The sequence below is a fragment of the Saccharopolyspora aridisoli genome, assembly GCF_004348445.1.
In the GTDB taxonomy this organism is placed as follows: Bacteria; Actinomycetota; Actinomycetes; order Mycobacteriales; family Pseudonocardiaceae; genus Saccharopolyspora; species Saccharopolyspora aridisoli.
Genome location: NZ_SMKV01000058.1, coordinates 1 through 22,709 on the forward strand (window position 1 = coordinate 1; position 22,709 = coordinate 22,709).

General features: G+C 71.0%; 21 protein-coding genes. 10 read left to right on the forward strand and 11 right to left on the reverse strand.

Annotated elements, in window-relative coordinates; translation table 11 throughout:
* The first annotated feature begins 4 nt into the window (after nucleotides 1-4).
* From E1161_RS25970 to E1161_RS27430, 4 genes are all read left to right on the forward strand, one after another.
* Nucleotides 5-775: a putative protein N(5)-glutamine methyltransferase gene (locus E1161_RS25970; RefSeq protein WP_165939948.1), complete on the forward strand. Its 771-nt coding sequence runs from the start codon at nucleotides 5-7 to the stop codon at nucleotides 773-775.
* 1,078 nt (nucleotides 776-1,853) lie between these two features.
* On the forward strand, nucleotides 1,854-2,969 hold the full coding sequence (locus E1161_RS25980) for a ferritin-like domain-containing protein (RefSeq protein WP_132627369.1): 1,116 nt from the start codon (nucleotides 1,854-1,856) through the stop codon (nucleotides 2,967-2,969).
* Nucleotides 2,970-3,028: 59 nt separating this feature from the next.
* Complete coding sequence (locus tag E1161_RS25985) at nucleotides 3,029-3,634, forward strand: class F sortase (protein ID WP_235875313.1); 606 nt, start codon at nucleotides 3,029-3,031, stop codon at nucleotides 3,632-3,634.
* 220 nt (nucleotides 3,635-3,854) lie between these two features.
* Nucleotides 3,855-4,031: a hypothetical protein gene (locus E1161_RS27430; RefSeq protein ID WP_165939946.1), complete on the forward strand. Its 177-nt coding sequence runs from the start codon at nucleotides 3,855-3,857 to the stop codon at nucleotides 4,029-4,031.
* A gap of 146 nt (nucleotides 4,032-4,177) precedes the next feature.
* Here the strand turns inward: E1161_RS27430 and E1161_RS25990 are convergent, their stop codons facing one another.
* Together E1161_RS25990 and E1161_RS25995 are read right to left on the reverse strand one after the other, a co-directional pair.
* Nucleotides 4,178-4,702, reverse strand: a complete 525-nt coding sequence (locus E1161_RS25990) for a gamma carbonic anhydrase family protein (protein ID WP_207920413.1) — start codon at nucleotides 4,700-4,702, stop codon at nucleotides 4,178-4,180.
* An 11-nt stretch (nucleotides 4,703-4,713) separates the two neighbouring features.
* The gene (locus tag E1161_RS25995; protein ID WP_235875314.1) at nucleotides 4,714-5,454 is read right to left on the reverse strand and encodes a GntR family transcriptional regulator; all 741 of its coding nucleotides are present in this window, start codon (nucleotides 5,452-5,454) and stop codon (nucleotides 4,714-4,716) included.
* Nucleotides 5,455-5,644: 190 nt separating this feature from the next.
* On the opposite strand from E1161_RS25995, the gene E1161_RS26000 reads away from it, so the two are divergent.
* Genes E1161_RS26000 through E1161_RS26020 form a run of 5 tightly spaced genes read left to right on the forward strand, consistent with a single transcriptional unit; the run spans nucleotide 5,645 to nucleotide 10,575 of the window.
* Complete coding sequence (locus E1161_RS26000) at nucleotides 5,645-6,817, forward strand: CaiB/BaiF CoA transferase family protein (RefSeq protein WP_268951427.1); 1,173 nt, start codon at nucleotides 5,645-5,647, stop codon at nucleotides 6,815-6,817.
* A gap of 35 nt (nucleotides 6,818-6,852) precedes the next feature.
* Nucleotides 6,853-7,821: a tripartite tricarboxylate transporter substrate binding protein gene (locus E1161_RS26005; RefSeq protein WP_235875316.1), complete on the forward strand. Its 969-nt coding sequence runs from the start codon at nucleotides 6,853-6,855 to the stop codon at nucleotides 7,819-7,821.
* The gene (locus tag E1161_RS26010) at nucleotides 7,818-8,303 is read left to right on the forward strand and encodes a tripartite tricarboxylate transporter TctB family protein (protein ID WP_132627371.1); all 486 of its coding nucleotides are present in this window, start codon (nucleotides 7,818-7,820) and stop codon (nucleotides 8,301-8,303) included. Before E1161_RS26005 ends, E1161_RS26010 begins: the two co-directional genes overlap by 4 nt.
* A gap of 15 nt (nucleotides 8,304-8,318) precedes the next feature.
* A complete protein-coding gene (locus tag E1161_RS26015) occupies nucleotides 8,319-9,812 on the forward strand; it encodes a tripartite tricarboxylate transporter permease (protein WP_132627372.1) in 1,494 nt (497 codons plus the stop codon).
* Nucleotides 9,802-10,575 carry an enoyl-CoA hydratase/isomerase family protein gene (locus tag E1161_RS26020; protein ID WP_132627373.1) on the forward strand — a complete coding sequence of 258 codons (774 nt, stop codon included), beginning with the start codon at nucleotides 9,802-9,804 and terminating at the stop codon, nucleotides 10,573-10,575. The genes E1161_RS26015 and E1161_RS26020 overlap by 11 nt, the downstream gene beginning before the upstream one ends.
* Here E1161_RS26020 and E1161_RS26025 read toward each other — a convergent pair.
* From E1161_RS26025 to E1161_RS26060, 8 genes are all read right to left on the reverse strand, one after another.
* Nucleotides 10,572-12,197: an ATP-binding cassette domain-containing protein gene (locus tag E1161_RS26025; RefSeq protein ID WP_132627374.1), complete on the reverse strand. Its 1,626-nt coding sequence runs from the start codon at nucleotides 12,195-12,197 to the stop codon at nucleotides 10,572-10,574. The genes E1161_RS26020 and E1161_RS26025 overlap by 4 nt on opposite strands.
* 267 nt (nucleotides 12,198-12,464) lie before the next feature.
* Nucleotides 12,465-12,989, reverse strand: coding sequence for a DUF1697 domain-containing protein (locus tag E1161_RS26030; protein ID WP_165939947.1), 525 nt, complete (start codon nucleotides 12,987-12,989; stop codon nucleotides 12,465-12,467).
* 33 nt (nucleotides 12,990-13,022) lie between these two features.
* Nucleotides 13,023-13,478, reverse strand: coding sequence for an STAS domain-containing protein (locus E1161_RS26035; RefSeq protein ID WP_132627376.1), 456 nt, complete (start codon nucleotides 13,476-13,478; stop codon nucleotides 13,023-13,025).
* Nucleotides 13,479-13,664: 186 nt separating this feature from the next.
* Nucleotides 13,665-14,588: an alpha/beta hydrolase gene (locus E1161_RS26040; protein WP_132627377.1), complete on the reverse strand. Its 924-nt coding sequence runs from the start codon at nucleotides 14,586-14,588 to the stop codon at nucleotides 13,665-13,667.
* A 78-nt stretch (nucleotides 14,589-14,666) separates the two neighbouring features.
* Nucleotides 14,667-17,039, reverse strand: a complete 2,373-nt coding sequence (locus tag E1161_RS26045; RefSeq protein ID WP_132627378.1) for an ATP-dependent Clp protease ATP-binding subunit — start codon at nucleotides 17,037-17,039, stop codon at nucleotides 14,667-14,669.
* A gap of 267 nt (nucleotides 17,040-17,306) precedes the next feature.
* Nucleotides 17,307-17,714 carry a hypothetical protein gene (locus E1161_RS26050; RefSeq protein WP_132627379.1) on the reverse strand — a complete coding sequence of 136 codons (408 nt, stop codon included), beginning with the start codon at nucleotides 17,712-17,714 and terminating at the stop codon, nucleotides 17,307-17,309.
* A 269-nt stretch (nucleotides 17,715-17,983) separates the two neighbouring features.
* On the reverse strand, nucleotides 17,984-18,652 hold the full coding sequence (locus E1161_RS26055) for a phosphoribosyltransferase (RefSeq protein WP_132627380.1): 669 nt from the start codon (nucleotides 18,650-18,652) through the stop codon (nucleotides 17,984-17,986).
* Between the two features lie 68 nt (nucleotides 18,653-18,720).
* The gene (locus E1161_RS26060; protein WP_132627381.1) at nucleotides 18,721-20,481 is read right to left on the reverse strand and encodes an ABC-ATPase domain-containing protein; all 1,761 of its coding nucleotides are present in this window, start codon (nucleotides 20,479-20,481) and stop codon (nucleotides 18,721-18,723) included.
* Nucleotides 20,482-20,770: 289 nt separating this feature from the next.
* Here E1161_RS26060 and E1161_RS26065 point away from each other — a divergent pair, with 289 nt between their 5' ends.
* On the forward strand, nucleotides 20,771-21,613 hold the full coding sequence (locus tag E1161_RS26065) for a lysozyme (protein ID WP_132627382.1): 843 nt from the start codon (nucleotides 20,771-20,773) through the stop codon (nucleotides 21,611-21,613).
* 84 nt (nucleotides 21,614-21,697) lie between these two features.
* On the opposite strand, the gene E1161_RS26070 is transcribed toward E1161_RS26065, so the two are convergent.
* Nucleotides 21,698-22,709, reverse strand: a 1,012-nt coding sequence (locus E1161_RS26070; protein WP_235875318.1) for an LCP family protein, incomplete at its 5' end; no start/stop codon positions are given.

Here is a 22,709-nt window from a genome sequence, read left to right on the forward strand (position 1 = left end):
GGGCGTGGGTGTGGCGCGGGATGAGGTGACCGCTCGGCTGCGGGCGGCGGGGTGCGTGTTCGCCGAGGACGAGGCGGATCTGCTGCTGGGCGAGGCCGGTGATGACCCGGAGCGGTTGGAGCGGATGCTCGGTGCTCGGGTGTCGGGGTTTCCGTTGGAGCAGGTGCTGGGGTGGGCGTGGTTCCGGGGTGTGCGGATCGCGGTGGCGCCAGGGGTGTTCGTGCCCCGGCGTCGCACCGAGCACCTCGTCGAGCTCGCCCTGGAGGGCCTTGGTGCGGGTGCTGTGGTGGTGGACGTGTGCTGCGGTTCGGGTGCGGTGGCCGCCGCGGTGCGTGCCGAGCGCCCGGACGCGGAGGTGTGGGCGTGCGATGTCGACGAGCGCGCGACGGTCTGCGCGGAGCTGAACCTGCCTGCAGGGCACGTGGTCACGGGAGATCTGTTAGCCCCTCTCCCCGACGAGTTGGCGGGCCGAGTGCAGGTGATCACCGCAAATGCCCCCTACGTTCCCAGCGACGCGGTGGCGTTGATGCCTCCGGAGGCTCGTGACCACGAACCCCGCAGCGCTCTGGACGGTGGGGCCGACGGTCTGGCGGTGCAGGCGCGGGTGATCGTCCAGGCACCGCGCTGGCTGGCTCCGGATGGTGTGCTGCTGGTGGAGACCTCCCGCGAACAGGCCGAGGGCACCGCGGGGCTCATGAGCGCGGCAGGCCTGGTGGCGCGGGTGTCGCGCTGCGACGAGCTCGACGCCACGGTCGTGTCCGGCCGCTTAGGTTAGCGGTATGTGGTTCCCCGGGTCCCCGAATCGTGGCGGGGTCTCGGCGTCGAGGGCCGGACGTTCGCGTGGCTGGTTCGCAGCGGGTGCGCAGTGCGCGCATCGCGGGTGAGCGAGGCGTGCAGATTCGCGGCTGGGCCTTCGGTGATCAGACCCGGTGTGGCGGCGTTGACCCGCGACCGGATTGCGCACGTGGATGCCGCGACACGATCGCCAACGCCAACGCCGCGCTGTGCGGACCGGGCCCGCATCGGGCTCGCTCCGATTCGGGGTGGTGGGCGTGTGGCCAGCGTGGACGGGATGCGGTTCGTCGTGCCGGTGCAGACCGGCAACGCCCGCCACAACCCGCACAGTCGGCGTCAGGAACAGGGCGCTGAACATGGTCGACGACCAGGCCGCCGGTCTCGTCGGGAAGGTCGTGTCCGGTTATCCCGTGCATCGCTGCACGTGCTTGGCAACGACACCGGCCACCGCCGCGACATCAATCCCAGGCCCACCCAACGAGGCCGCCACGCCTCGGCCCGGCGGATCTTTCAAGACCAGCGTGGCGCACTGATCCCGCGCTACTACGAAGGCATGGAAGACCAACTCGGCGCCTCGGACTCGTACGGAACGCGATGCTGTTCACCACCCGCTACCTCGAGGCCGCGATCACCGAGCTTGCGCACCGCCCGCGCGAGGTCCGTGACGCAGACGCCGCCCGGCTGTCGCCTTCGCACCACGTCCATGCTGGACCGCTGCTCGTTCTCGACCCCGCACCTGGCCGCCGGACTGCGGCCCTGGCCCCTGAACCATCGTTGCTGTGGGCGCCTTTCGCGCAAGAAGCGCCCCGGCCCTGGAGGAGGGCTTGGCTAGTGCGCGATGCATTGCCTGGCAGATCAACCACTGCGCGGCAAGTGGACACCTCCCGAAGGAGGTAACAGTTCACCTTCCCGAGTGTCTTGGTTGTGCGTTCTTGACGAGGGGCACGTCCAATCCCATGGGCAGGGGGTCGGCTGAACGGCCGTGCTGGGAGCCACACGGGCCCGCCCAGTGCCTGTGACCGCGGTGCCGGCTTCGCCTTCGATCGTAAGGAGCACCGATGGGGTTTGACAGGGCTTTCATCACCGCTGCGATCAACCGCAGCGCCGAGAACGCCACGGACCGGCGAAGCCTGTTGAAGGCGTTCGGGCTGGCCGGCGCGGGCGCGGTCGCCGCCAGCTCCCTGGGAGGCGCGGGCGTCGCGGCCGCCCAGAGCGGCGAAGGGGGCGGGATTTCAGATCCGGCCATCCTGAACTTCGCGCTGAACCTGGAATACCTGGAAGCGGAGTTCTACCAGCGCGCCGCGTTCGGCCAGGGACTGGATTCCTCGCTGACCGGTGGTCAGGGCACCCAGGGGCAGGTCAGCGGCGGCAAGCAGGTGCCATTCCAGTCCAAGGTGGTGCGCCAGTACGCCGAGGAGATCGCCAAGGACGAGCTCGAGCACGTGCGGTTCCTGCGCACCGCGCTGGGCTCGTCGGCGGTGGCCGAACCGGCCATCGACATCAACGAAGCGTTCACCGCAGCCGCGCGGGCCTCCGGAGCGATCGGGCCGAACGAGCAGTTCGATGCCTACGCCAACGACGCCAACTTCCTGCTGGCGGCGTTCATCTTCGAGGACGTCGGGGTGACCGCTTACAAGGGCGCGGCCCCGTTGGTGCAGAACAAGACATTCCTGGACGCCGCCGCGGGCATCCTGGCTGTGGAGGCCTACCACGCGGCCAACATCCGCACCGCCCTCTACACCATGGGCGAGGAGACGCCGGCCTTGATCGAGGGTGCGAACAAGATCTCGGCTGCTCGCGGTCAGCTGGACAACGGCAAGGACCAGGGCATCGAGGTCGAGGGCAAGGCCAACATCACCCCGACCGATGCCAACGGCATCGCTTTCGGTCGCACCCCTGGGGAGGTCCTCAACATCGTCTACCTCACTCCGGGCGCGGCAACCAAGGGCGGGTTCTTTCCCAACGGCGTCAATGGCGAGCTCAACTCCGCCGGTGGTGCCCCCGCTGGTGGTGCCGACACCGGTGGCGGCGGCACCGCCGGTGACTCGTCGGCAACCCAGAACGCACTGCTGGGCACCGGGGCCGGGATGCTGGCCGCCGGTGTCGGTGCCGCCGCCTACGCGGCCCACCGGCGCTCGGCCGATGACGAGGGAACAACTCCTCAACAGCAGTGATGACCCCTCGCCCGGACAGGTCATCTGACCGCGGCGGACGCCGGTGCCTCACGGCCTCGGTGCTCGCCGCGGTCATGGGCCTGGGTGGACTGGCCACGATCACCGTGGGGATGACCACCGAGTCGATCCAGCCAGCGACTCCGGCAGCCAGGACCGCCGGAGTCGCGCCTGCGACGAACGCCCACCGCGAGGACACCCAGGGCCCGGTGATGGCGCACTCGCCCCCGGTCTTCCTCCGCATCCCGACCATCAACGTCGAAACCGGTCTGACGTCCCTGGGTCTCAACCCGGACCGCAGTGTCGAGGTCCCCACCGATTTCGGCCAAGCCGGCTGGTACCGAGGCGGGCCCAGCCCCGGCGAGCAAGGCCCGGCCGCGATCCTGGGCCACATCGATTCTCACGACGGCCCGGCGGTGTTCTACCGGCTCGACCAGCTCCGCCCGAACGATCCGATCCTGGTGACCCGCGCCGATGGCACCACCGCCACGTTCCGGGTCGATGCCCTCGGCCAACACCCCAAAGACGCCTTCCCCACCGAGCGCGTCTACGGCCCCACCCAGCACGCGGCCCTTCGGCTGATCACCTGCGGCGGCCGATTCGACACCGCCACCCGCAGCTACGACGACAACATCGTGGTCTACGCCCACCTGGTACCACCCGAGTAGGAGGCATTCCGGCGCGAGGTCTCAGTCCCGCGCACTGGGCCACCGTGCTCGCACTGCTTCTCGGCGCCTCCGAACTGCCCCAGTCGGCACGCTCACTCGGCCAGTCAGCACGCGTGGTTCACAACCGGAACACGCTAAGACACCGACGCCGCCGATGCCGCCAAACCGGGCTTGGGCGGCCCAGCCGCGTCCCGCGCGGGCCTGGGCGGTGCTCGTGGCGATGACTCTGCTCCACCCGTTCACGATCGTCCACTTCGTCGCGGTCGTCCCCGGTGGGCAGGCCGGTGCCGCGGACCAGTGGGCGCAGCGGGCGGTGTTCGTGGCTGCGATGTTGGCGTCGGCGAACTGTCAGTTCCTGCTCGCCGTTGGCGGAAGCGCTGCTAGCGCAGCGTGGTGATCGCCGTGCTCGCCCTGCTGACCGCGTGGGGTGAGGGTCCGGGCAACCGAGGATGACCGGACCGCTGCCCCGACTGCGAGGGCCGGTGGCAGCACTCGAGTCAGGGCAGCGGCCGTGGTGACTGGCGAGCTGGGTGTTCTCGTCGCTCAGCTCAGGGCGTTGCGGTGCTTGGCCGCGAGGTTGAGGTACTGCTCGACGGAGAGCTTGAGTGCGGCTTGTTCGTCGTCGGTGAGCTGGCGGCGGACCTTGCCGGGGGTTCCGGCGACCAGGGAGCCGGGCGGGATGTCGGTGCCTTCGAGCACGACCGCTCCGGCGGCGACCAGGGAGCCCGCGCCGATGCGAGCACCGTTGAGCACGACCGAGCCCATGCCGATGAGGCTGCCGGTTTCCACGGTGCAGCCGTGCAGGACAGCGCGGTGGCCGACGGTGACCTCGGGGTGGATGTCGGCGGGAAATCCCGGGTCGGCGTGGATGACGCTGCCGTCCTGGATGTTGGTGGCCTCGCCGATGGTGATGGTCTCCTGGTCGCCGCGCAGCACCGAGCCGTACCAGATGCTGGCGCGGGGGCCGATGGTGACGCGGCCGATGAGGCTGGTGCCGGGGGCGATGAAGGCGGCGGGGTCGATCTCGGGGGTGATGTCGTCGACGGTCACGGTCAGCGGGTCGTTCAACGGGGTTCCTCTCAGCTGGTGCGCTGCTGGGCCAGCCAGGCCAGCGCGACGTCGGTGTGTCCGTCCACTGTGTCCTCGATGCCGTCGAGGAAGCTGCGGTCGCCGTGGGTGGCCAGTTCGTCGAGGACGGCCTGGGGGTCTCCGGCGTCGATGATCTCCAACAGGCGGGTGTGGCGGGCGACGTCGCCGTCGAGGGTTTCGTGCTCCTCGCGGGCGCGGCGGTTGAGCGCCATGGACAGCATCAACTGGAGTTGCAGCGAGCGGTAGGCCTCTTCCAGGCGGGCGTGTCCGGACAGGCCGACCACGGAGACGTGGAACTCGAAGGAGCGCTCCAGGTAGGCGGGCCGGTCGCCGGCCTGGGCGGCGGCGGTCATGGATTGCAGGGCCTGCTGGCAGCGGGCGCGGCGGGCGGGGTCGGTGACCGGAACGCCCAGGCGGATGGCCAGGCGTTCGAACTCGGCGCGCAAGGTGCAGATCTCGTAGATGTCGTGCAGCGTCAGCGGGGTGACGATCACGCCCTTGCGGGGCACCTGGCGAACGAGGCCTTCGCGTTCCAGGACGCGCAGGGCTTCGCGCAGGGGTGGCCGGGAGATGCCGAGCTGACCGGTGAGCCGGTTCTCCACGATGCGCTGCCCGCACAGCAGGTCGCCGCCGACGATCATGCGGCGCAGCGTGGCGGCAGCGAGTTCGACGAGGCTGGGCGGCCCGACGATGTGCGGGGCGCTGGTGGTGTTGTCCGCGGATCCGGTCACGAGTCTCCTTCGGTGCTCGACGTGATCCTCTTGCCTCGGGTGGAGCAACCTGCTCCGCCGAGCTTGTCAGCCACGAACTGCCTGCTGTAGACAAAAGTCAGGTGATGCCGATCACGGTAGCCGCCGTGTCGCCCGGCGTGGTGGGAGGCGTGGATTGAGTACCCGATCAGAGTCAGCTCCGCTAGATGGTGTGCGCGTGGTGGAGATCGGTGCGTTCATGGCAGCGCCCTACGCGGCGATGCAGCTGGCCGATCTCGGTGCCGACGTGGTGAAGGTGGAGAACCCCGCGGGTGGTGATCCGGTGCGCCAGACCGGGCCGTTCCTGCAGGAGCACTCCTCCCCTTTCGTCCGGCTCAACCGCAACAAGCGCTCGCTGGCGGTGGATTTGAAGACCGACGAGGGCAAGAGCGTGCTCGACAGGCTCCTGGTCACCGCTGATGTGCTCATCGAGAACCTGCGTCCCGGCGCGCTGGAGGCGCTGGGGTTCGGGCCCGAGGTGGTGCGGGAGCGCTTCCCGCGGCTGGTCTACGTCGCGGTGTCCGGGTGGGGCCAGGACGGGCCGTTGGCGTCCCAGCCGGGTTTGGACATCATGGCCCAGGCCCGCGCGGGCCTGATGAGCATCACCGGCGAGGAGGGCGGTGCCCCGGTGAAGGTCGGGGTGCCGGTGTGCGACCTGGTGTGCGGGCTGTACGCGGCGATGAGCGCGATGGCGGGTTTGCGGGCCCGCGAGCGCACCGGGCGCGGCCAGGTCGCCGACGTGTCGTTGTTCGAAGCCGGTGCGTCGCTGGCGGTGTGGGAAGCCGGAACGTTCTTCGCCACCGGCGACAGCGGCCGCAAGCACGGTTCGGCGCACCAGAACAGCGCCCCGTACCAGGCGGTGCGCAGCAAGGACGGGTGGGTGACCGTCGGGGCCACGACCCCGAAGACCTGGCCGGCGTTCTGCCGTGCGCTGGGGCTGGCCGAGCTGCTCGACGATGAGCGCTACAGCTCCTCCTACGACCGCTACCAGCACCGGGATGAGCTGATCGCCGCGATCGAGCGGGAAACGACCCGGTGGACCACCGCCGGGATCGTGGATGCGCTGGTGGCCGCCGGGGTTCCGTGCGCGCCGATCGCCGAGACCGCGCAGGTGTTCACCGACGAGCACCTCACAGGGCGGGGGTTCTTCTGGGACGCACCGCATCCGCAGCTGGGTGCGGTGCGTCAGATCGGCTCGCCCATGCGGCTTTCCGACACCCCGCCGCAGCGCCGCTCGGCGGGTCCGGTCCTGGGTGAGCACACCGGTGAGGTCCTCGCCGAGCTGGGCGTGGGTGAGGACGAGATCGCCGGCTTGGCGCAGGCGGGAGTCATCGCCGAGCCCTGAGACCTCTTTTCGCGGCGCGAGCTCGAGGAGGAGCGATGCGTGCGTTAGCCCTGATCATGGCGGTGGCCGCGGTGGCGGGTGCCTGCGCCGGGTGCGGTAGCGGGCCCGGCTCGGACGATGCGGCGGGCGCGGATCGGCCGGTGGGCCCGGTGACGATGGTGGTGCCCTTCGCCGCCGGAGGCGGCAGCGACATCGCCGGGCGCGCGGTGGCCGACGGGTTGGTGTCGGTCACCCCGGGCTTGAACATCAGCGTGGACAACCGCGAGGGCGGGCAGGGCGCGGTCGGCTACTCCTACCTGCTGGGCAAGACCGGTTCCCCGCAGTACCTGCTGGCCACCGAGACGTCGCTGCTGTCGCTGCCGGCGTCGGTGGAGGTGGCGTTCTCGCACCGCTCGTTCACCCCGATCATGAAGGTCGGTGAGGACTTCACCCTGCTGGTGGCCCGCCCCGACTCCCCCATCACTAGTTGCGCCGATGCCGTCGAGCAGGCCCGGCACCGCCGGGTCCTGGCCGCGATCTCGGGGGCGATGGGACCGGATGCGGTGGTGTTCTCCCAAATCCGCGCCACCACCGGCGCCGATCTCGACACCGTGCCCTACGAGGGCGGTGGGGAGTCGATGGCGGCGGTGCTGGGCGGTCAGGTCGAGTTGGCGTCGCTGAACCCCAGCGAGGTGATCGGGCAGTTGCGCGCCGGGGAGCTCAAGGCGCTGTGCGTGTTCGCCGACCAGCGCTACACCTACCCCGAACTCGCCGGAATCCCCACGTCGGTGGAGCAGGGGGTGGGGGTGGTCTTCGCGCAGTTCCGCGGGGTGATCGCCCCGGGTGAGCTCAACCCGCAGGCGCGGCGGTTCTGGGTGCAGGCGGCGCGGCGCTTCGCCGATTCCCCTGCCTACCACGAGTACGTGGCCTCGGAGTTCCTGCAGGCCCGGCCCGCGTTCGGTGAGGAGTTCGGGGCGTACCTGGCCGGGGCGCAGGGCGAGCTGGATCTGGTGGTGAGCCGATGAGCACCGGAGGTGGGCAGGTGTGGTTGGCCGCCGGGCTGGTGGTGCTGGGCGCGGGTGTCGCGTTGTCGGCCCCGGTGTACGGGGTGTTCGGCGATGAGGGACGGATCGGTCCGGGTTTCGTGCCGATGGTCGCCGGTGGGCTGCTGGCGCTGCTGGCTGCGGTGATGCTGCGACGCCAGTTGTCCCAGCCGGGTGCGTCGGGTGAGGCCGGGTCGGGCACCGATGATGTCGGGCGCACGGCCAGCCAGCGGGCGTGGATCCTGCGGCGGGTGTTCGTGCTGGTGCCGGTGACCGTGCTGGCGGTGCCGGTGGTGGGCATGGTGTGCGCGTTCGGTGGGCTGGTGCTGGTGATCTCCACCTGGCTGGAGGGTCGGCGTCTCGTTCCGGCGGTGGCGTTCTCGGTGGCGGTTGCCGGTGGGGTGTGGGTGGTCTTCGCGGTGTTGCTCGCCGTGCCGCTGCCGACCGGGATCTTCGGGTTCTAGGGAGGGGTGGGTCGGGTGTGGGAGAACCTGTTGTTGGGCGTGTCGACGGCGTTGACGCCGACGAACCTGCTGTGGTGCTTCGCCGGGGTCGTCCTGGGCACCGTGATCGGGCTGCTGCCCGGGATGGGGTCGGCGACCGGGGTGGCGATCCTGATTCCGCTGACGTTGACCGTGGAGCCGGTCACCGCGTTGATCCTGCTGGCCGGGATCTACTACGGCGCCCAGTACGGCGGGACGATCACCTCGGTGTTGCTGTCGACTCCGGGCGAGGCCGCCACCGTGGTGACCACTTTGGACGGTTATCAGATGGCGCGGCAGGGCCGGGCCGGTGCGGCGCTGGCCATCGCGGCGATCGGCTCGTTTTCCGCGGCCGTCCTCTCGCTGGTCCTGCTGGCCGCGCTGGCACCGCCGATCGCGCAGGTGGCGCTGCGGTTCGGGCCGCCCGAGAACCTCGCGGTGATGGTGCTGGCGCTGGTGACCATGGTGGTGCTGACCACTGGGTCGACGCTGCGCGCGGCGGCCATGGCCTGCGTGGGTGTGCTCATCGCGTGCGTGGGCATCGATGCCGGCACCGGGCAGGCGCGCTACACCTTCGGCAGCATCAACCTCCTGTCGGGCATCCCCTACGTGGAGGTCGTCATCGGGTTGTTCGCCGTCGGTGAGGTGCTGCACCAGATCCGGGTCGGCGGGGCGCGGCCGATCAGGGCGGGTTTCCGCGACCTGGTGATCCGCCGCCGCGACATCCGTGATTCGGCCGGGGCGATCGGGCGCGGCAGCCTGATCGGTTTCGCCCTGGGCACCCTGCCCGGCGCCGGATCGACCCTGGCGTCGTTCCTGGCCTACGGGCTGGAGAAGCGGGTCTCGCGCAACCGGGAGAACTTCGGCCGCGGCGCCATCCAAGGTGTGGCCGCGCCGGAGAGCGCGAACAACGCCGCCGCCAACGCCAACTTCATCCCCACCCTGACCCTCGGCATCCCCGGCGGCGCGACCACCGCGGTGCTGCTGGGTGCGCTGACCGTCTACGGCATCCAGCCCGGCCCGCTGCTGTTCACCGAGCAGCCCGAGCTCGTGTGGGGCCTGTTGGTGTCGTTCTTCATCGGCAACGTCATCCTGCTGGTGCTCAACCTGCCCTTGGCGCCGGTCTTCGCCCAACTGCTGCGCGTGCCCTACGGATTGCTCTACCCGCTGATCCTGGTGACCAGCTTCGTGGGCGCGTTCGCCATCGACAACAACCCCTTCTCCGTCGTGCTCGTGCTGATCTTCGGGTTCGTCGGCTACGGGATGAAATGCCTCGACCTGCCGATGGCGCCGCTGGTGGTGGGCGTGGTCATCGGCGGTCTGCTGGAGAAGGCGCTGGTGCAGTCCTCGGCGATCTTCGACGGCAACATGTGGCTGCTGGCCACCGAGCCCATCGCCGTGGTGGTCCTGCTGATCGCGGCCGCCATGCTCACCGCACCACTGCTGGCCCGCCATCGGGCGGGGAGGAAGGAACATGCCGATGTCCGATGAACTGCTGGTGGCCGCCGACGGACCCGTGCTGCGGGTGACGTTCAACCGCCCCGCCCAGCGCAACGCCCTGAGCTGGGCCATGTACGAGGGGCTCGTGGCCGCCATCGACCGCGCCGAATCCGACCCCGACATCCGGGTGGTGGTGCTGCGCGGTGCCGGTGAGGAGGCGTTCGTGGCCGGCACCGACATCGCCCAGTTCGCCGAGTTCACCAGCGGTGAGGACGGGGTGGCCTACGAGCAGCGCATGGAGGCGGTGTTCGGACGCCTGGAGGCCGCCACCGTGCCCACGATGGCGGCGATCTCCGGCTACTGCGTCGGCGCGGGCATCGCCCTGGCCGCCGCCTGCGACCTGCGGGTGTCGACCACCAGCGGCCGGTTCGGGGTGCCGGTGGCGCGCACCCTGGGCAACTGCCTGGCCATGAACACCTACTCCATGCTCGTGTTCCACCTCGGCCCCTCCCGCGCCAAGGACATGCTGCTGCGCGCCCGCATGTTCACCGCAGAAGAAGCCCACGAGACCGGGTTCGTCACCGAGCTGTGCGACGTCGGCGAGCTCGACTCGGTCGTGGACACCATGTGCTCCCGGCTCGTGCAGCACGCGCCGCTGACGATGTGGGCATCCAAGGAGGCGGTGCGCCGGTTGCGGCTGGCGACCATGCCCGACGGAGACGACCTGGTGCGCACCGTGTTCGGCAGCGACGACTTCCGCAGTGGTGTGCGGGCGTTCCTGGACAAGACCCCGCACACCTGGAGCGGCCGCTAGAGCTCAGCGGCGTCCTCGGCGGGGATCTCGGTGAGGGTGTCGCTCAGCAGCAACCAGCGGGTGGGGTTGGTCTCGCGCAGGAACGCCACGTCATGACCGGCCACGATCAACGCACCCTGGAAGGCGCGCAGCGCGGCGGCCAAGTGCGCGCTGCTGGCGAGGTCGAGGTTGTTGGTGGGTTCGTCGAGCATGAGCAGCTGTGGCGATGGTTCGGCCAGCAGCACCGCGGCAAGGCTCGCCCGCAGCGCTTCCCCACCGGAGAGGGTGCCTGCCCGCTGGTCGGCGCGGGCACCGGTGAACAGCAGCCGCGCCAGCTGCGCGCGCACCTGGTTGTCGGTCAGCGCCGGGGCGGCTCGGGCGAGGTTTGCGGCCACGCTCAGACCGGGGTCGAGGACGTCGAGGCGTTGCGGCAGGAGCCGAGCGGGCACCGGAACCCGCACCTCGCCCGCTTGCTGCTCGGCGGTTCCGGCCAGCAGCCGCAGCAGGGTGGTCTTGCCGGTGCCGTTGCCGCCCAGGAGCGCGATGCGTTGCGGCCCGTGCACGTCCAGGCCCAGCAGCGCCCCGGTGTGCGGCAGCACCACCTCCCGCAGCCGCGCCACCTCCCGGCCGGCGGGCACGCGGGTGCCGGGCAACTCCAGGCGCATCTGATCGTCGCTGCGCAGCGCCTGTTCGGCGTGGCGGCGCCTCTCGCGGGCGGCCTGCAGGCGTTGCTGCTGGACGCCGGTGAGCTTGCCCGCGGATTCTTGCGCGGCGCGTTGCCGGGCACCGGCGAGGATCTTGGGCATGTTCTCGGCGGATTTGGCGCCTTGCCGTTTGCGGCGGGCCACCGTGACCTGGGTTTCGGCGAGTTCCCGCTGCTGGCGGCGCTCGTCGGCCTCGGCGGCGCGCAGGTCGCGTTCGGCGGCGGCCTGCGCGGTGGCCACGGCCTGCTCGTAGGCCGAGTACCCGCCGCCGTGGAAGGTGATCTCACCTGCGTGCAGTTCGGCGATGCGGTCGACGTCTTCGAGCAGTTCGCGGTCGTGGGAGACCACGATGAGCACCCCGTGGCGCCAGCCGCGCACCGCCTCCCGCAACCGGTGGCGGGCCCCTCGGTCGAGGTTGTTGGTGGGTTCGTCGAGCAGCAGAACCTCGGGTCGGACCAGCAGCAGCGCGGCCAGGTGCAGCAGGACGGTCTGGCCGCCGGAGAGCTCGGCGACGCGGCGGTCCAGGGCGAGCCGGTCGAGTCCGAGGGTGGCCAGCAGGGCGTGGGCGCGTTGTTCGACGTCCCAGTCCTGCCCGATGGTGTCCAGGTGCTGTTGGGTGACCTCGCCGGATTCGACCGCGGTCAGTGCCCGCAGCGTGCCGTCTATGCCAAGGGCTTCATCGACGCGCACGTCGAGGTGGTGGGTGATGGTCTGCGGCAGGTACGCGGGCGTGCCCGGCACGCTGAGGGCTCCGGAGGTGGGGGTCAGCTCGCCGGCAAGCAGGCGCAGCAGCGTGGACTTGCCGCTGCCGTTGCCGCCGATGAGTCCGGTGACGCCGGTGGGGAAACCGGCGGTGGCACCGGAGAACACCTGTGTCCCGTCGGGCCAGGTGAACGACATCTCGGTGCAGGTCACCGAAGCAGGAGTGGGTGTTGACATGGGGGATCTCGCCTTCGCCGGGCAACGGGTGGGGTTGCATGTGCGGCGAGCACCACGCGGCGATGATCCGGTCAGGCAGCCCACCAGCGGGGTCCCGGTCATCGAGGTCGCTTCCACGCGCCCCGCCAACGACAACCCCACGTGGGGTTGGTGCGGGTGTTCTCGCGTGGTGATCGCGGACCTCAGATGAGCAACGGGCACCTCTGTCGCCGGCGGCAGGACGCCGGCGATGCTACCGGCATCGCGGGTGGCGGCGCGCGCGAATTCTCAGCACATCTGCGCCAAGCCGCGCACCGTCCCGAAGTTCCGGCAGGTCACCGGCGTTCCCAGGTGGCGCTGCAGGTGCGCGGTGGTCAGCTTCGAGCGGCCCACGCCGTCGGGGTAGTGCAGGAACACCTCCCCGTCAGCGGCGCGTGCGGTCTCGCCGCCGGGAACGGGCATGGCCGCCACCTGCTGGGGAGTCACCGGGTGCAGCGGGAAGGCGACCTGCAGCTTCGGGTGCTCCACTCCGGGCGCGGCGAAGGGATGACCGGCTGCGGCCAGGGCGCGCAGGTGCTCGCCGGTGCGGACCATCACCTCGGTGTCCAGGCCGTTGGCAGCCAGTTCCTCCCGCAGCGCCACCGCCACCGCACCTGCCTCCAGCGGCGCGGTGAACACCGCGTTGCCGCTGGCCAGGTAGGTGCGGGGCTGCTGCCAGCCGAGCTCGCCGAGCATCTCCCGCAACCGGGCCATCGGCAGCCGCGCGTGCGAACCGAGGTTGACCGCGCGCAGCAGCGCCACGAAGGTGTTCACCTGGGCGATCCTGCCACCGCGCCCCGACACGGCCTACTCGCGCGCTTGGGCCAGCGCTTCGTCGACGGTCGCGGCCTGTTCGAACAACGCTGACAGGCCCGTCAGTTCCAGCAACCTGCTCACCCGCCCGGTACCGGGTACCACCAGCAGCCGCACTTCGCGGCGGCCGGCGGCGTTGGAGGCCAGCATCAGCAGCTCCAGCACCGCGCTGGAGGCGAACCCGACCTGTTCGAGGTCCACGATCGCGGTGTGCAGTCGGGCGGCGGTCAAGCGCTGGCGCACGACCTCGGTGATGCGCGGCAGGCTGGCCATGTCGATCTCACCGCTGACGCTGACCACCACCACGCCCCGTTCGGGCCACGTCACGCGCACTCGTAACGCCCAATGCGACGCGCCACCGCCGGGTTCGGCGTCAGCGGCGCTGCGGGGCGCGACGATGCCGCCCGAGCCGTGGGATGCCTGTGCGGGCAAGGATCTGGAGACGATCACGCTACCCCCTTCGTGCTGGACGGTCCGGTGCCTGCGAACTCACGTGCGCCGCGTCGAAACGCCTGTGCGCTGGAACGATCACCGACCAGCGCGCACGGCGACGACCGGGCGAAACCGCACCACCACCGTAGGAGCGGCCAGCACCCCACAACAAGCACTGCCACTTTCGTGTGAACTTCCGGGTGGTCAGCGCAAGGCGGCGTCGAGGAAATCAGCGATGAGCTCCCACGTCGCCGGAGCCTGACCCACCACCGAGCCCCCAGCGGCGTGCCGCACCCGCCGCGGCGTGAAGTCACTCGCCTCGTCGAGGTAATCGTGCTCGTGCACCCGCCCGCTCATCTCGTACAGCGTCGCCGGCACCCCGGCGCGCTCCAACGCGGCCAGCAGCAGCTCGCTCTGGTGGAACGGCACCAGCGGATCGGCCGTGCCGTGCAGGATCAGCCACGGCGGGCCGCCCCGGCGCACCCACCGCGACGGATCGGCCTCGGCGACCCGGCCGGGCACCGCCTGGATCTCGGCGCCGATCAACCGCGACTCCGGCGAGACGGCATCGTCATGGCCGCGACTGCCACCGGTGATCTGGTTGAACCGCTCCAGTGCCCCCTCGGGCATGTGCCGGTCCATCAGCAGGAAATCCGTCGGCCCGTACAGGTCCACCACCGCCTGCACCTCGCTGGACACCGACGTCGGCCCGAGATCACCCTCCAACGCCACCACACCCGCGGTGGCACCGAGCATGCTGGCCAGCCACCCGCCCGAGGAATTGCCCATCACCGCGATGCGATCAGCGTCCAAGCCGTAGCGGGCGGCGTTGGCGCGCGACCAGCGCACCGCCGCCTTGCCGTCGTGCACCTGCGCCGGGAAGCGGGCCTGCCCGCTGGAACGCACCGCCACCGCCGCCACCGCGTAGCCGCGCCCGCACAACGCACGCGCGACCCGCTCACCGCCGGTGTTGCCGTTGTCGGCCAGCCACGCCGACCCCGCCGACCACACCACCACCGGGCACGGGCCGGCGGCCTCCGGCGGCAGGTACAGGTCCATGCGGTGCGCGTTGCCGACCCGGGGCGCGTAGCTCAGGTCCCGCATCACCACGTACGGCTGCCCGCTCACCCGCACCCGCCACCACCCTCCACGCCGGAAACGATCAAGAGCCCACCATGCCAAGAGCGAACCCGCCTGGGAAGGCGATCACCCGAACGCACCCGACCTCTGGGCGGGAAGTGGCGAGTTCTCGCCGGGCGCGGCATGCCTCCCCCCGGCCACCGGCCGCCACACCTGGCCCACCGACAACCGCAACTCCCCGGCGGCGGCATCCACGGTGATCTCATCGCCGGCACTGGCCTCACCGCCCAGCACCAGCCGCGCCAGCCGGTTGTCCAGCTCCCGGGAGATCACCCGCCGCAGCGGGCGGGCACCGAACTCCGGCTGGTGGCCGCGCTCGACCAGCCAGTCCAAACCGGCATCGGTGACCGACAGCCGCATCCCCTTGTCGGCCAGCTGCGCCCGGGTGCGCTCCAGCAGCAGACCGCCGATGCGCCGCAACTGCTCGGTGCCCAGCGGCCGGAACACCACGACATCGTCGATGCGGTTGATGAACTCCGGGCGGAAGAAGCCCCGCAGCTCCTCCAGCACCACCACCGCCGAGGCCGCCGGGTCACCACCTGAATCCAGGATCCGATCGGCCCCCAGGTTCGAGGTCATGATGACCACGACGTTGCGGAAATCCACCAAGCGGCCCTGCGAATCGGTCAACCGCCCAGCGTCCAGCACCTGCAGCAACGTGTTGAACACGTCCGGATGCGCCTTCTCGACCTCGTCGAGCAGCACCACCGAGTACGGCTGACGGCGCACCCGGTCGGTCAACTGCCCCGACTCCCCGTAGCCCACGTAACCGGGCGGGGCACCGATCAGTCGCGACACCGAGTGCTTCTCCTGGAACTCCCCCATGTCCAGCCGCAACAACCGGTTCGCATCCCCGAACAGCGCCTGCGCCAAGGCGCGGGCCAGCTCGGTCTTGCCCACACCCGTGGGCCCCAAGAACAAGAAGTTGCCGATCGGCCGCTCCGGGTCGGCCAAACCCACCCGGGCCCGCCGCACCGCCTCGGCCACCGCCGCCACCGCCGCGTCCTGCCCGATGACCTTGGCCTGCAACTGCTCCTCCAAGCCCAGCAGGCGCGAGACGTCCTCGGCGCTGACATCGGCCACCGGGATCCCGGTGCGGGTGGCCACCACATCGGCGACGTCGTCGGCAACGACCGTCGGCTCGAACACCGCCGCCGAGCGCACCTGCCCGCCCCGCCGCAACCGCACCCGGCTGCACGCCTGATCCAGCAGGTCCACCGCCTTGTCCGGCAAGAACCGGTCGGCGATGTAGCGCTGGGACAGCTCCGCGGCGGCCTTGAGCGCGGCCTCGTCGATGCGCACCCGGTGATGGCGCTGGTACCGCTCCCGCAAACCCCGCAGCACCACCACGGTCTCCTCCACGCTGGGCTCATCGACCATGATCGGCGCGAAACGCCGCTCCAGCGCCGGATCCTTCTCCACGTGCTTGCGGTACTCCTCGACCGTGGTGGCACCCAGCAGCCGCACCTCGCCACGCGCCAGGGCGGGTTTGAGCATCGTGCCCGCGTCCATCGACCCCTCACCGGCGCCGGCACCGACGATGCTGTGCAGCTCGTCGATGAACACCAGCACCGACTCGCGGTTGGCGCGGATCTCGGTGAGCACGTCGCGAAATCGCGATTCGAACTCGCCCCGGTACTTCGCCCCGGCCACCATCCCCGCCAGATCCAGCGACACCACCCGCAGATCCGCCAACGACCACGGCACCTCACCAGCCACGATCCGCCGCGCCAAACCCTCCACGATCGCGGTCTTGCCCACGCCCGGATCACCCACGAACACCGGGTTGTTCTTCGAGCGCCGGCCCAGCACCTCGATGGCCTGCTCGATCACCGAGTCCCGGCCCACCACGGGATCCAGCTTGCCCGCCCGCGCCAGCTCGGTGAGATCCATCCCGAACTCGTCCAGCCGCGGGGTCAAGCTCAGCACGCTGCGACCGCCACCGCCTTCACCGAGCTCGATGGCCCGCGCCAGCGCACGCCCGGCCACCGAATCGGCGTCCGCGGCCAACCCCAGCACCACGTGCCGCGCACCGACCACATCGGCGCCCTCGGCCAACGCCTGCCGGTAAGCACCCAGCAGCGCCCGCCGAGCCGCCGACGAGAGCACCGGAGAGCCCTGCAACAACGGTTCCTGCACGGCGATCACCGCCGAGCGCACCGCCTCGGCGAGCTCAACCACCCGCACGCCCGACGAACTCAGCAGCTCGGCCGTGGCCGGGACTTGGGTGACCGCCCACAACAGGTGCGAGCTGTCCAACTCGGGAGAACCCCAGTCCACTGTGGCCCGCACCGCTTTGGACACCACCTCGTGCGCCTGCTCGTCGAGCAGCGCGCTCAGCGCCGCCGACTGCGCGACCGCCTCACCCGAACCGGCGAGCACGTCGCGGAACAGCGAATCGAAGGCGGCAGAGGAGTCTCCGGCACTGCCGCGATCCAACCGGGCCACCTCCACACACGACGAGCATCGCCCGCCCACCCGAAAACCCGGATGCCGCAGGCGATGTCGAACCTCAGCGGACGGGCACCGCCCCCGCGATACCGCCAGGCTCGACCGGTGAGCACCTCACCGGGATGCCGCCCGCCATCATCGGTACCGCTCGCAAACCCCTGCGCACGGACCTCTCGCACCTGGAAACCCGGCGCCACCGCGCATGATCATTGTGGCACGAGGAACCCGGCAACCCGGGCCCGGGTGCTCGGTGACTCAGCTGGCGCGCTGTTGTGCCTGCTCTATGGCATCGGCCAACCGCGACAGCTCCTTGCCGATGTGCGACAGGCGCTCGGACATCACGCTGGCGTGCCCCGACAGCGGCCCCACGTGACCGGCCGCGCGCAGCCATTCGGTCACCCCGGACAGGCCACCGGACATGCCTTCCACGGTCAGCGAGAAACCACGCATGACCTTCTCGATCTCCTCGACGCTGTGCGCCACACCCGGATCGCGCAGCCGCTCGCTCAGCGCCACGGTCGCCTCGCCGACCTGACGAGCGACCTCCGAGGAGTAACCCGACTCGGCTCCCGCCTCCTCACCGCGTCTGCCCGAGCGACGCGAGGGCGGGCCGTGCTTACCCGCCTGTGACGACGAGTGGTCGGAATGTCCAGCGGCAGTCATAGCGAACCAATCAACCCGATTCCAGTACCAACTCCACCCCGACCACCACGCGCCCGGACCGTCCGGCACGTGTCGTCCGGATCCCGGGCTTGTCGCAGCACAGGAGTAGGTGCGGAGAGGTTAGCGCGTCCAGGCTGGGCGTGGTGAAGGCGATGCGCAAGCATTATCTACAGACCCCGCCGAACCCCCCGAGATCACCCCCACGCGCCCGCGGCGCCACCAGCCAAGATCACCCACCGGACCTACCGCGGCGCGCACGGTGATCGGTCTCAGCGCTGCTCGCCGAGCTCGGCGAGCAGCGCGTTGATCTCCTCATCGGTGGTGGCGGCGAAATCGCGGTAGAACTGCCCGACCGCGGCGAAACCCACCGGTTGCAGCACGCACACCACCGCATCGGCCTCACCGAGCAACGCGCGCACCGACTCCGGCGAACCCACCGGCACCGCAAGAACCAAGTGCCGGGGCCCGGCTTCGGCCAGCATCCGCAGCGCCGCCCGCGCGGTGGCACCGGTGGCCAGCCCGTCATCGACCAGCACCGCATCACGACCGGCCAGCTCCACCGGCTCACCGTGGTACAGGCGCTCGCGACGCGCGGCCTCAGCGCGCTCGCGCTCGCAGGCCGCCGCCAGATCATCGATGTCGAGCCCGAACGACCGCACCAGCCGGTGGTCGTAGCCCGGCGGGCCGTGCGCGGTGACCGCGCCCAGCGCCAGCTCGGGCTGTTCCGGCGCACCGATCTTGCGGGCCACGCACACCCGCAGCGGGGCGCCCAGCTCCCGCGCCACCTCGGCGGCCACCGGAACACCCCCGCGCGCCAGACCGAACACCACCGGGTCGACCAGGTCCAAGCCGTGCAGGTGCCCGACCAGTACCTGTCCGGCGTGGGCGCGATCGTCGTAGCCGGTCGCGCCGGAGTGCCGGAATCGCGTTCGAGGCATTTCGCGCCCCTTCCCGCCACATCGGGGCCACCACTGGGATGCCCAGCAGTGGTGCGGGCAAACCGCCGTCACCGCCGCAACGCGCTCACCCGCAGCACCCGCAGCCGGTTGAGCGCCGCAGCCACCTCAAGCGGCCGGGGCACCGCGAAATCACCCACGAACCGCTCGTCGACGGCCTCCACCCCGCGTTCGGCGATGTCGGCGGCCAGCGCCTCCAACACCTCGGCGATGCTGGCGCGCCCGTCGAGCGCACCCCGCCGCGCGCAGCTCACCAGTGCCAGGCCGATCCCGGTGACCTGGGAGGCGTCGACGATCTGCTCCACACCGCGCAGCTCCACCGTGGACTCACCGAGGGTCAGCGCGTCGGTGCCGCGGGCGCGGACCTTGGGGCGTTCGGTGGGGATCGAGCGCGGGTCGACCACCCGGTGGCCCAGCGGCGGGTAGCTGTCGGCTTCGCTGCGCCGCCCGGTGGGGCGGGCCTGCGAGAGCTCCCGGGCATGGTCGGTGACATCGCGCGCCCGGTAGGCGTCCATCATCAGCACCCGGTCGGCGACGTCCATGTAGTCACCCGAGCCACCCATGACCAGCACCGTGGACACCCCGTGGGTGGCGCGCAGCGGGCGGATGAGGTCGACGAACGGCGTCAGCGGCTCGGCGTCCTTGGCCACCAGGGCCTGCATGCGGGCGTCGCGGATCATCAGGTTGGTCGCCGCGGTGTCCTCGTCGACCAGCAGCACCCGGGCCCCGGCCTCGACGGCCTCGGTGATCGCGGCGGCCTGCGAGGTCGATCCGGAGGCGTTGTCGGTGGAGAAGTCCCGGGTGTCGGCACCGGTGGGCAGGTGCGAGACGAACGGGCTGACGTCCACCCGGTGCACGCGCCTGCCGTCCTCGGCGCGGACCTTGGCGGTGTCGGCGCGCGCCACCACCAGCTCACGGCCGTCGCCGGGAACGTGGTCGTAGACGCCCTGCTCCAGGGCGCGCAGCAGGGTGGACTTGCCGTGGAAGCCGCCGCCGACGATGAGCGTGATGCCTTCGGGCACAGCCATGCCGGTGACCTCGCCGCGATGGGGCAGGTGCACGGTGGCGCGCATCGATTCCGGGGAGGAGAACGCGACACCGCTGGTCAGGGGGCGTTCGTCGATGCCGCTGCGGCGCGGCAGGGTCGCCCCGTCGGCGACGAAGGCCACCCAGCCGCGTTCGGTGAGCGCCTCGCGCAGGGCGTGGGTGTCCTCGACGCTGTCGACGAACGCGCGGGCCTGCTGCTGGTCGGCGGTGGACCAGCGCAGCGCGGTCTCGACCGCTTCGGGCAGTTCGTCGCAGAGGGTGCGTTCGGCGGCGCGACCGTCGATGGTGCGCCCCCGGCCGGGCAGGTCGATGCCCATGCGCACTCGCACCGCGCCCTGCCGGATCTGGCAGGAGCTTCGGTCGAGGACCTGCTGATCGCCTGCGTCGACCCGCAGCCTGCTGTCGCCGAGCGCGCGGTGCAGCTGCCGCACCAGGTGACCGGCCAGGGCGCGGGCGCGCACCGGGTTGTCGTGGAGCTCGGCGGGCAGGGCTGCGTGGTCGGCATCGACGGTGACCTGCACGCGGCTGGCAGGGGCGTAGGGGTCGGGTTGGACGCGCTGCACCTGCAGGGTGAATCCGTCGAAGCGCCAGGATCCGGTCAGCGACTTGTAGCGGCCGTAGCTGGCGCCGTGCATGCCGCCCAGTTCATGGCGCAACCGCTGCGCGTCGCCGCGGGCGGCGGTGGGGTCGCGCTGCTGCTGGGCCGGTGAGGTGCGGGAGCCGCTGTGCCGGGGCCCGCCCCGGCCGCCGTGTCGTTGTGCCATGCACACAGGGCTACCGCAGCGGCGCCGGAATCTCCAACCGGCCATGATCCAGACCACAGTGGACACACTGTGGACCGGTGTGATCTGCGAGTCCCCCCGAGGGTGTGACGCGTGCGCGCGTCGTGATCGGGCGGGGGCGATGACGTCGGGTTATCGTCTGCGAGCGCCCGCAAGATCAGCCGTCAACGACCTTCCCGGCCAGACCGCGGTGTGAGCCCGCCGCGACCTGCCCGCTCTCACACCGGCACCCCGCCTGGCGGGGTGCCGGTGTCCAGTGAGGAGGCCAGAGATGTTCCCACCGTCCGGTCGTCACCGGTGTCGCGCCGCATCGCCCCGCCGCAGCGGTTCGCTGGTGTTGCTTGCCGTGGTGGCCGCCCTGGTCGGCGCCGCCACCCCGGCGCAGGCCGCAGCACCCCGGCTGGATCCGCGCGACACCCACGGCGCGTGGATCGGCTACAGCGCGGGCCGTGAGGCCTCCGGTGAGCGGGCTTCCGGGCAGCTTCCGGCCGGTGCGCTGGCGGGCATGGACGTCAGCGGCCACCAGGGACGGGTCGACTGGTCCCGGGCGCATGCCGACGGGGCGCGGTTCGCCTACGTCAAGGCCACCGAGGGCCACGGGTTCCGCAGCTCGTCCTACGCGCAGCAGTTCCACGGTGCGGCGGCGGTGGGAATGGTGCGCGGCGCCTACCACTTCGCGCTGCCCGACCGCAGCACTGGCGCGGTGCAGGGACACTTCTTCGTCGACAACGGCGGCGCGTGGAGGCCGGGGTCGGGCACGCTTCCCGGGGTCCTCGACATCGAGCACAACCCCTACGGCGAGATCTGCTACGGGCTGGACCCGGCGAGCATGTCGCGCTGGATCGCCGATTTCTCCAGCACCTACCAGGCGCGCACGGGCAGGGCACCGGTCATCTACACGACCGCGTCGTGGTGGAACCAGTGCACGGGCGCCAACCCGGACGTCGCGGCGAACAACCCGCTGTGGATCGCCCGGTACGCCCAGGAGATCGGCCCGCTGCCGGCGGGCTGGAACTTCCACTCGTTCTGGCAGCACTCCGACGGCGGGCCGCTGCCGGGCGGCCAGGACGCCTTCAACGGTGGTCCCGGCCAGCTGGCCGCTTTCGCCGGCTGACCCCGGTGCGCCAGCCACCGACCACGGAGGTGGGCCGCCCCTTCTCCCGGGACGGCCCACCTCCGTGCTGTTCAGCGGTGCTTCCTACTGCCCGAGCAGCTCCGGCGGGATGGGCTGGTCGTTGTTGATGGCGTCGAACATCTGGCGGGCCTCTTGCTTGTCCCAGACGATGACCGACCCGCCGTCGCTGTCGGTGCCGAAGTCCCCGAAGGGGACCTGGGTGGTCACGCCTTGACCACCGGAGACATCACCCAGCGCCAGGGCCAGCGACATCAGGTGCCAGATGTGGTCGGAGTCGTTGACCAGGAAGGTCTTGCTCGCACCGGAAGCCAGCGGGAACAACCGGAACGGGTTGATCAGCGTGGCGGGGCTGGTGCCCTTGTCGACCAGGGCGCCGAGCACCTTGCGCTGGTTCTCGGCGCGTTCGAGGTCACCGCCCTCGAGGGACTTGCGGGCGCGGACGAACCCGAGCGCCTGCGGTCCGTCGAGCTCCTGGCAGCCGGGCTGCAGGTGCACGTTGGCCATGTCGTCGTCCATCGGCTTGTCCAAGCACAGGTCGACGCCGCCGACGGCATCGACCAGGTCGGCGAACCCGCCCAGCCCGATCTCGGCGTAGTGGTCGATGTGCACGCCGGTGTTCTGCTCGACGGTCTGGGCCAGCAGCTGCGGCCCGCCGAAGGCGAACGCCGAGTTGAGCTTGGTCTTGCCGTGCCCGGGGATGGACACGTAGGAGTCGCGCGGGAGGCTGATCAGTGCCGGCTGCCCACCGCCGCTGGGGATGTGCACCAGCATCATCGAGTCGGTGCGGCGCCCTCCGGCATCACCGGCGGAGAGCTCCTCGCGCCGGGCGTCGTCGAGGCCTTCGCGGGAGTCCGAGCCCACCAGAAGCCAGTTGCTGCCCGCCGAGTTGCCGACCTGGCCTTCGAAGTCCAGGGCCGCGGTGCGCTGCAGCATGCTGTCGAAGTAGAACACCAACGCACCCAGCAGCACCACGACGACCAGCAGCGCGATGCCGATGCGCTTCCCCCAGCTGGGCCTGCTCCGCCGCCGCGGCGGTGGGGGTGGTGGCCGGTCGCCGCGCGGGCGTCCGGGTGGG

Bases quoted from the DNA above. Each gene is read 5' to 3' on its own strand.
- E1161_RS25980 (WP_132627369.1), top strand. From the start codon at position 1,854: ATGGGGTTTGACAGGGCTTTCATCACCGCTGCGATCAACCGCAGCGCC.
- E1161_RS26065 (WP_132627382.1), top strand. From the start codon at position 20,771: ATGTTCCCACCGTCCGGTCGTCACCGGTGTCGCGCCGCATCGCCCCGC.
- E1161_RS26060 (WP_132627381.1), bottom strand. From the start codon at position 20,481: ATGGCACAACGACACGGCGGCCGGGGCGGGCCCCGGCACAGCGGCTCC.
- E1161_RS27430 (WP_165939946.1), top strand. From the start codon at position 3,855: ATGACTCTGCTCCACCCGTTCACGATCGTCCACTTCGTCGCGGTCGTC.
- E1161_RS26050 (WP_132627379.1), bottom strand. From the start codon at position 17,714: ATGACTGCCGCTGGACATTCCGACCACTCGTCGTCACAGGCGGGTAAG.
- E1161_RS26020 (WP_132627373.1), top strand. From the start codon at position 9,802: ATGTCCGATGAACTGCTGGTGGCCGCCGACGGACCCGTGCTGCGGGTG.
- E1161_RS26010 (WP_132627371.1), top strand. From the start codon at position 7,818: ATGAGCACCGGAGGTGGGCAGGTGTGGTTGGCCGCCGGGCTGGTGGTG.
- E1161_RS26025 (WP_132627374.1), bottom strand. From the start codon at position 12,197: ATGTCAACACCCACTCCTGCTTCGGTGACCTGCACCGAGATGTCGTTC.
- E1161_RS26005 (WP_235875316.1), top strand. From the start codon at position 6,853: ATGCGTGCGTTAGCCCTGATCATGGCGGTGGCCGCGGTGGCGGGTGCC.
- E1161_RS26055 (WP_132627380.1), bottom strand. From the start codon at position 18,652: ATGCCTCGAACGCGATTCCGGCACTCCGGCGCGACCGGCTACGACGAT.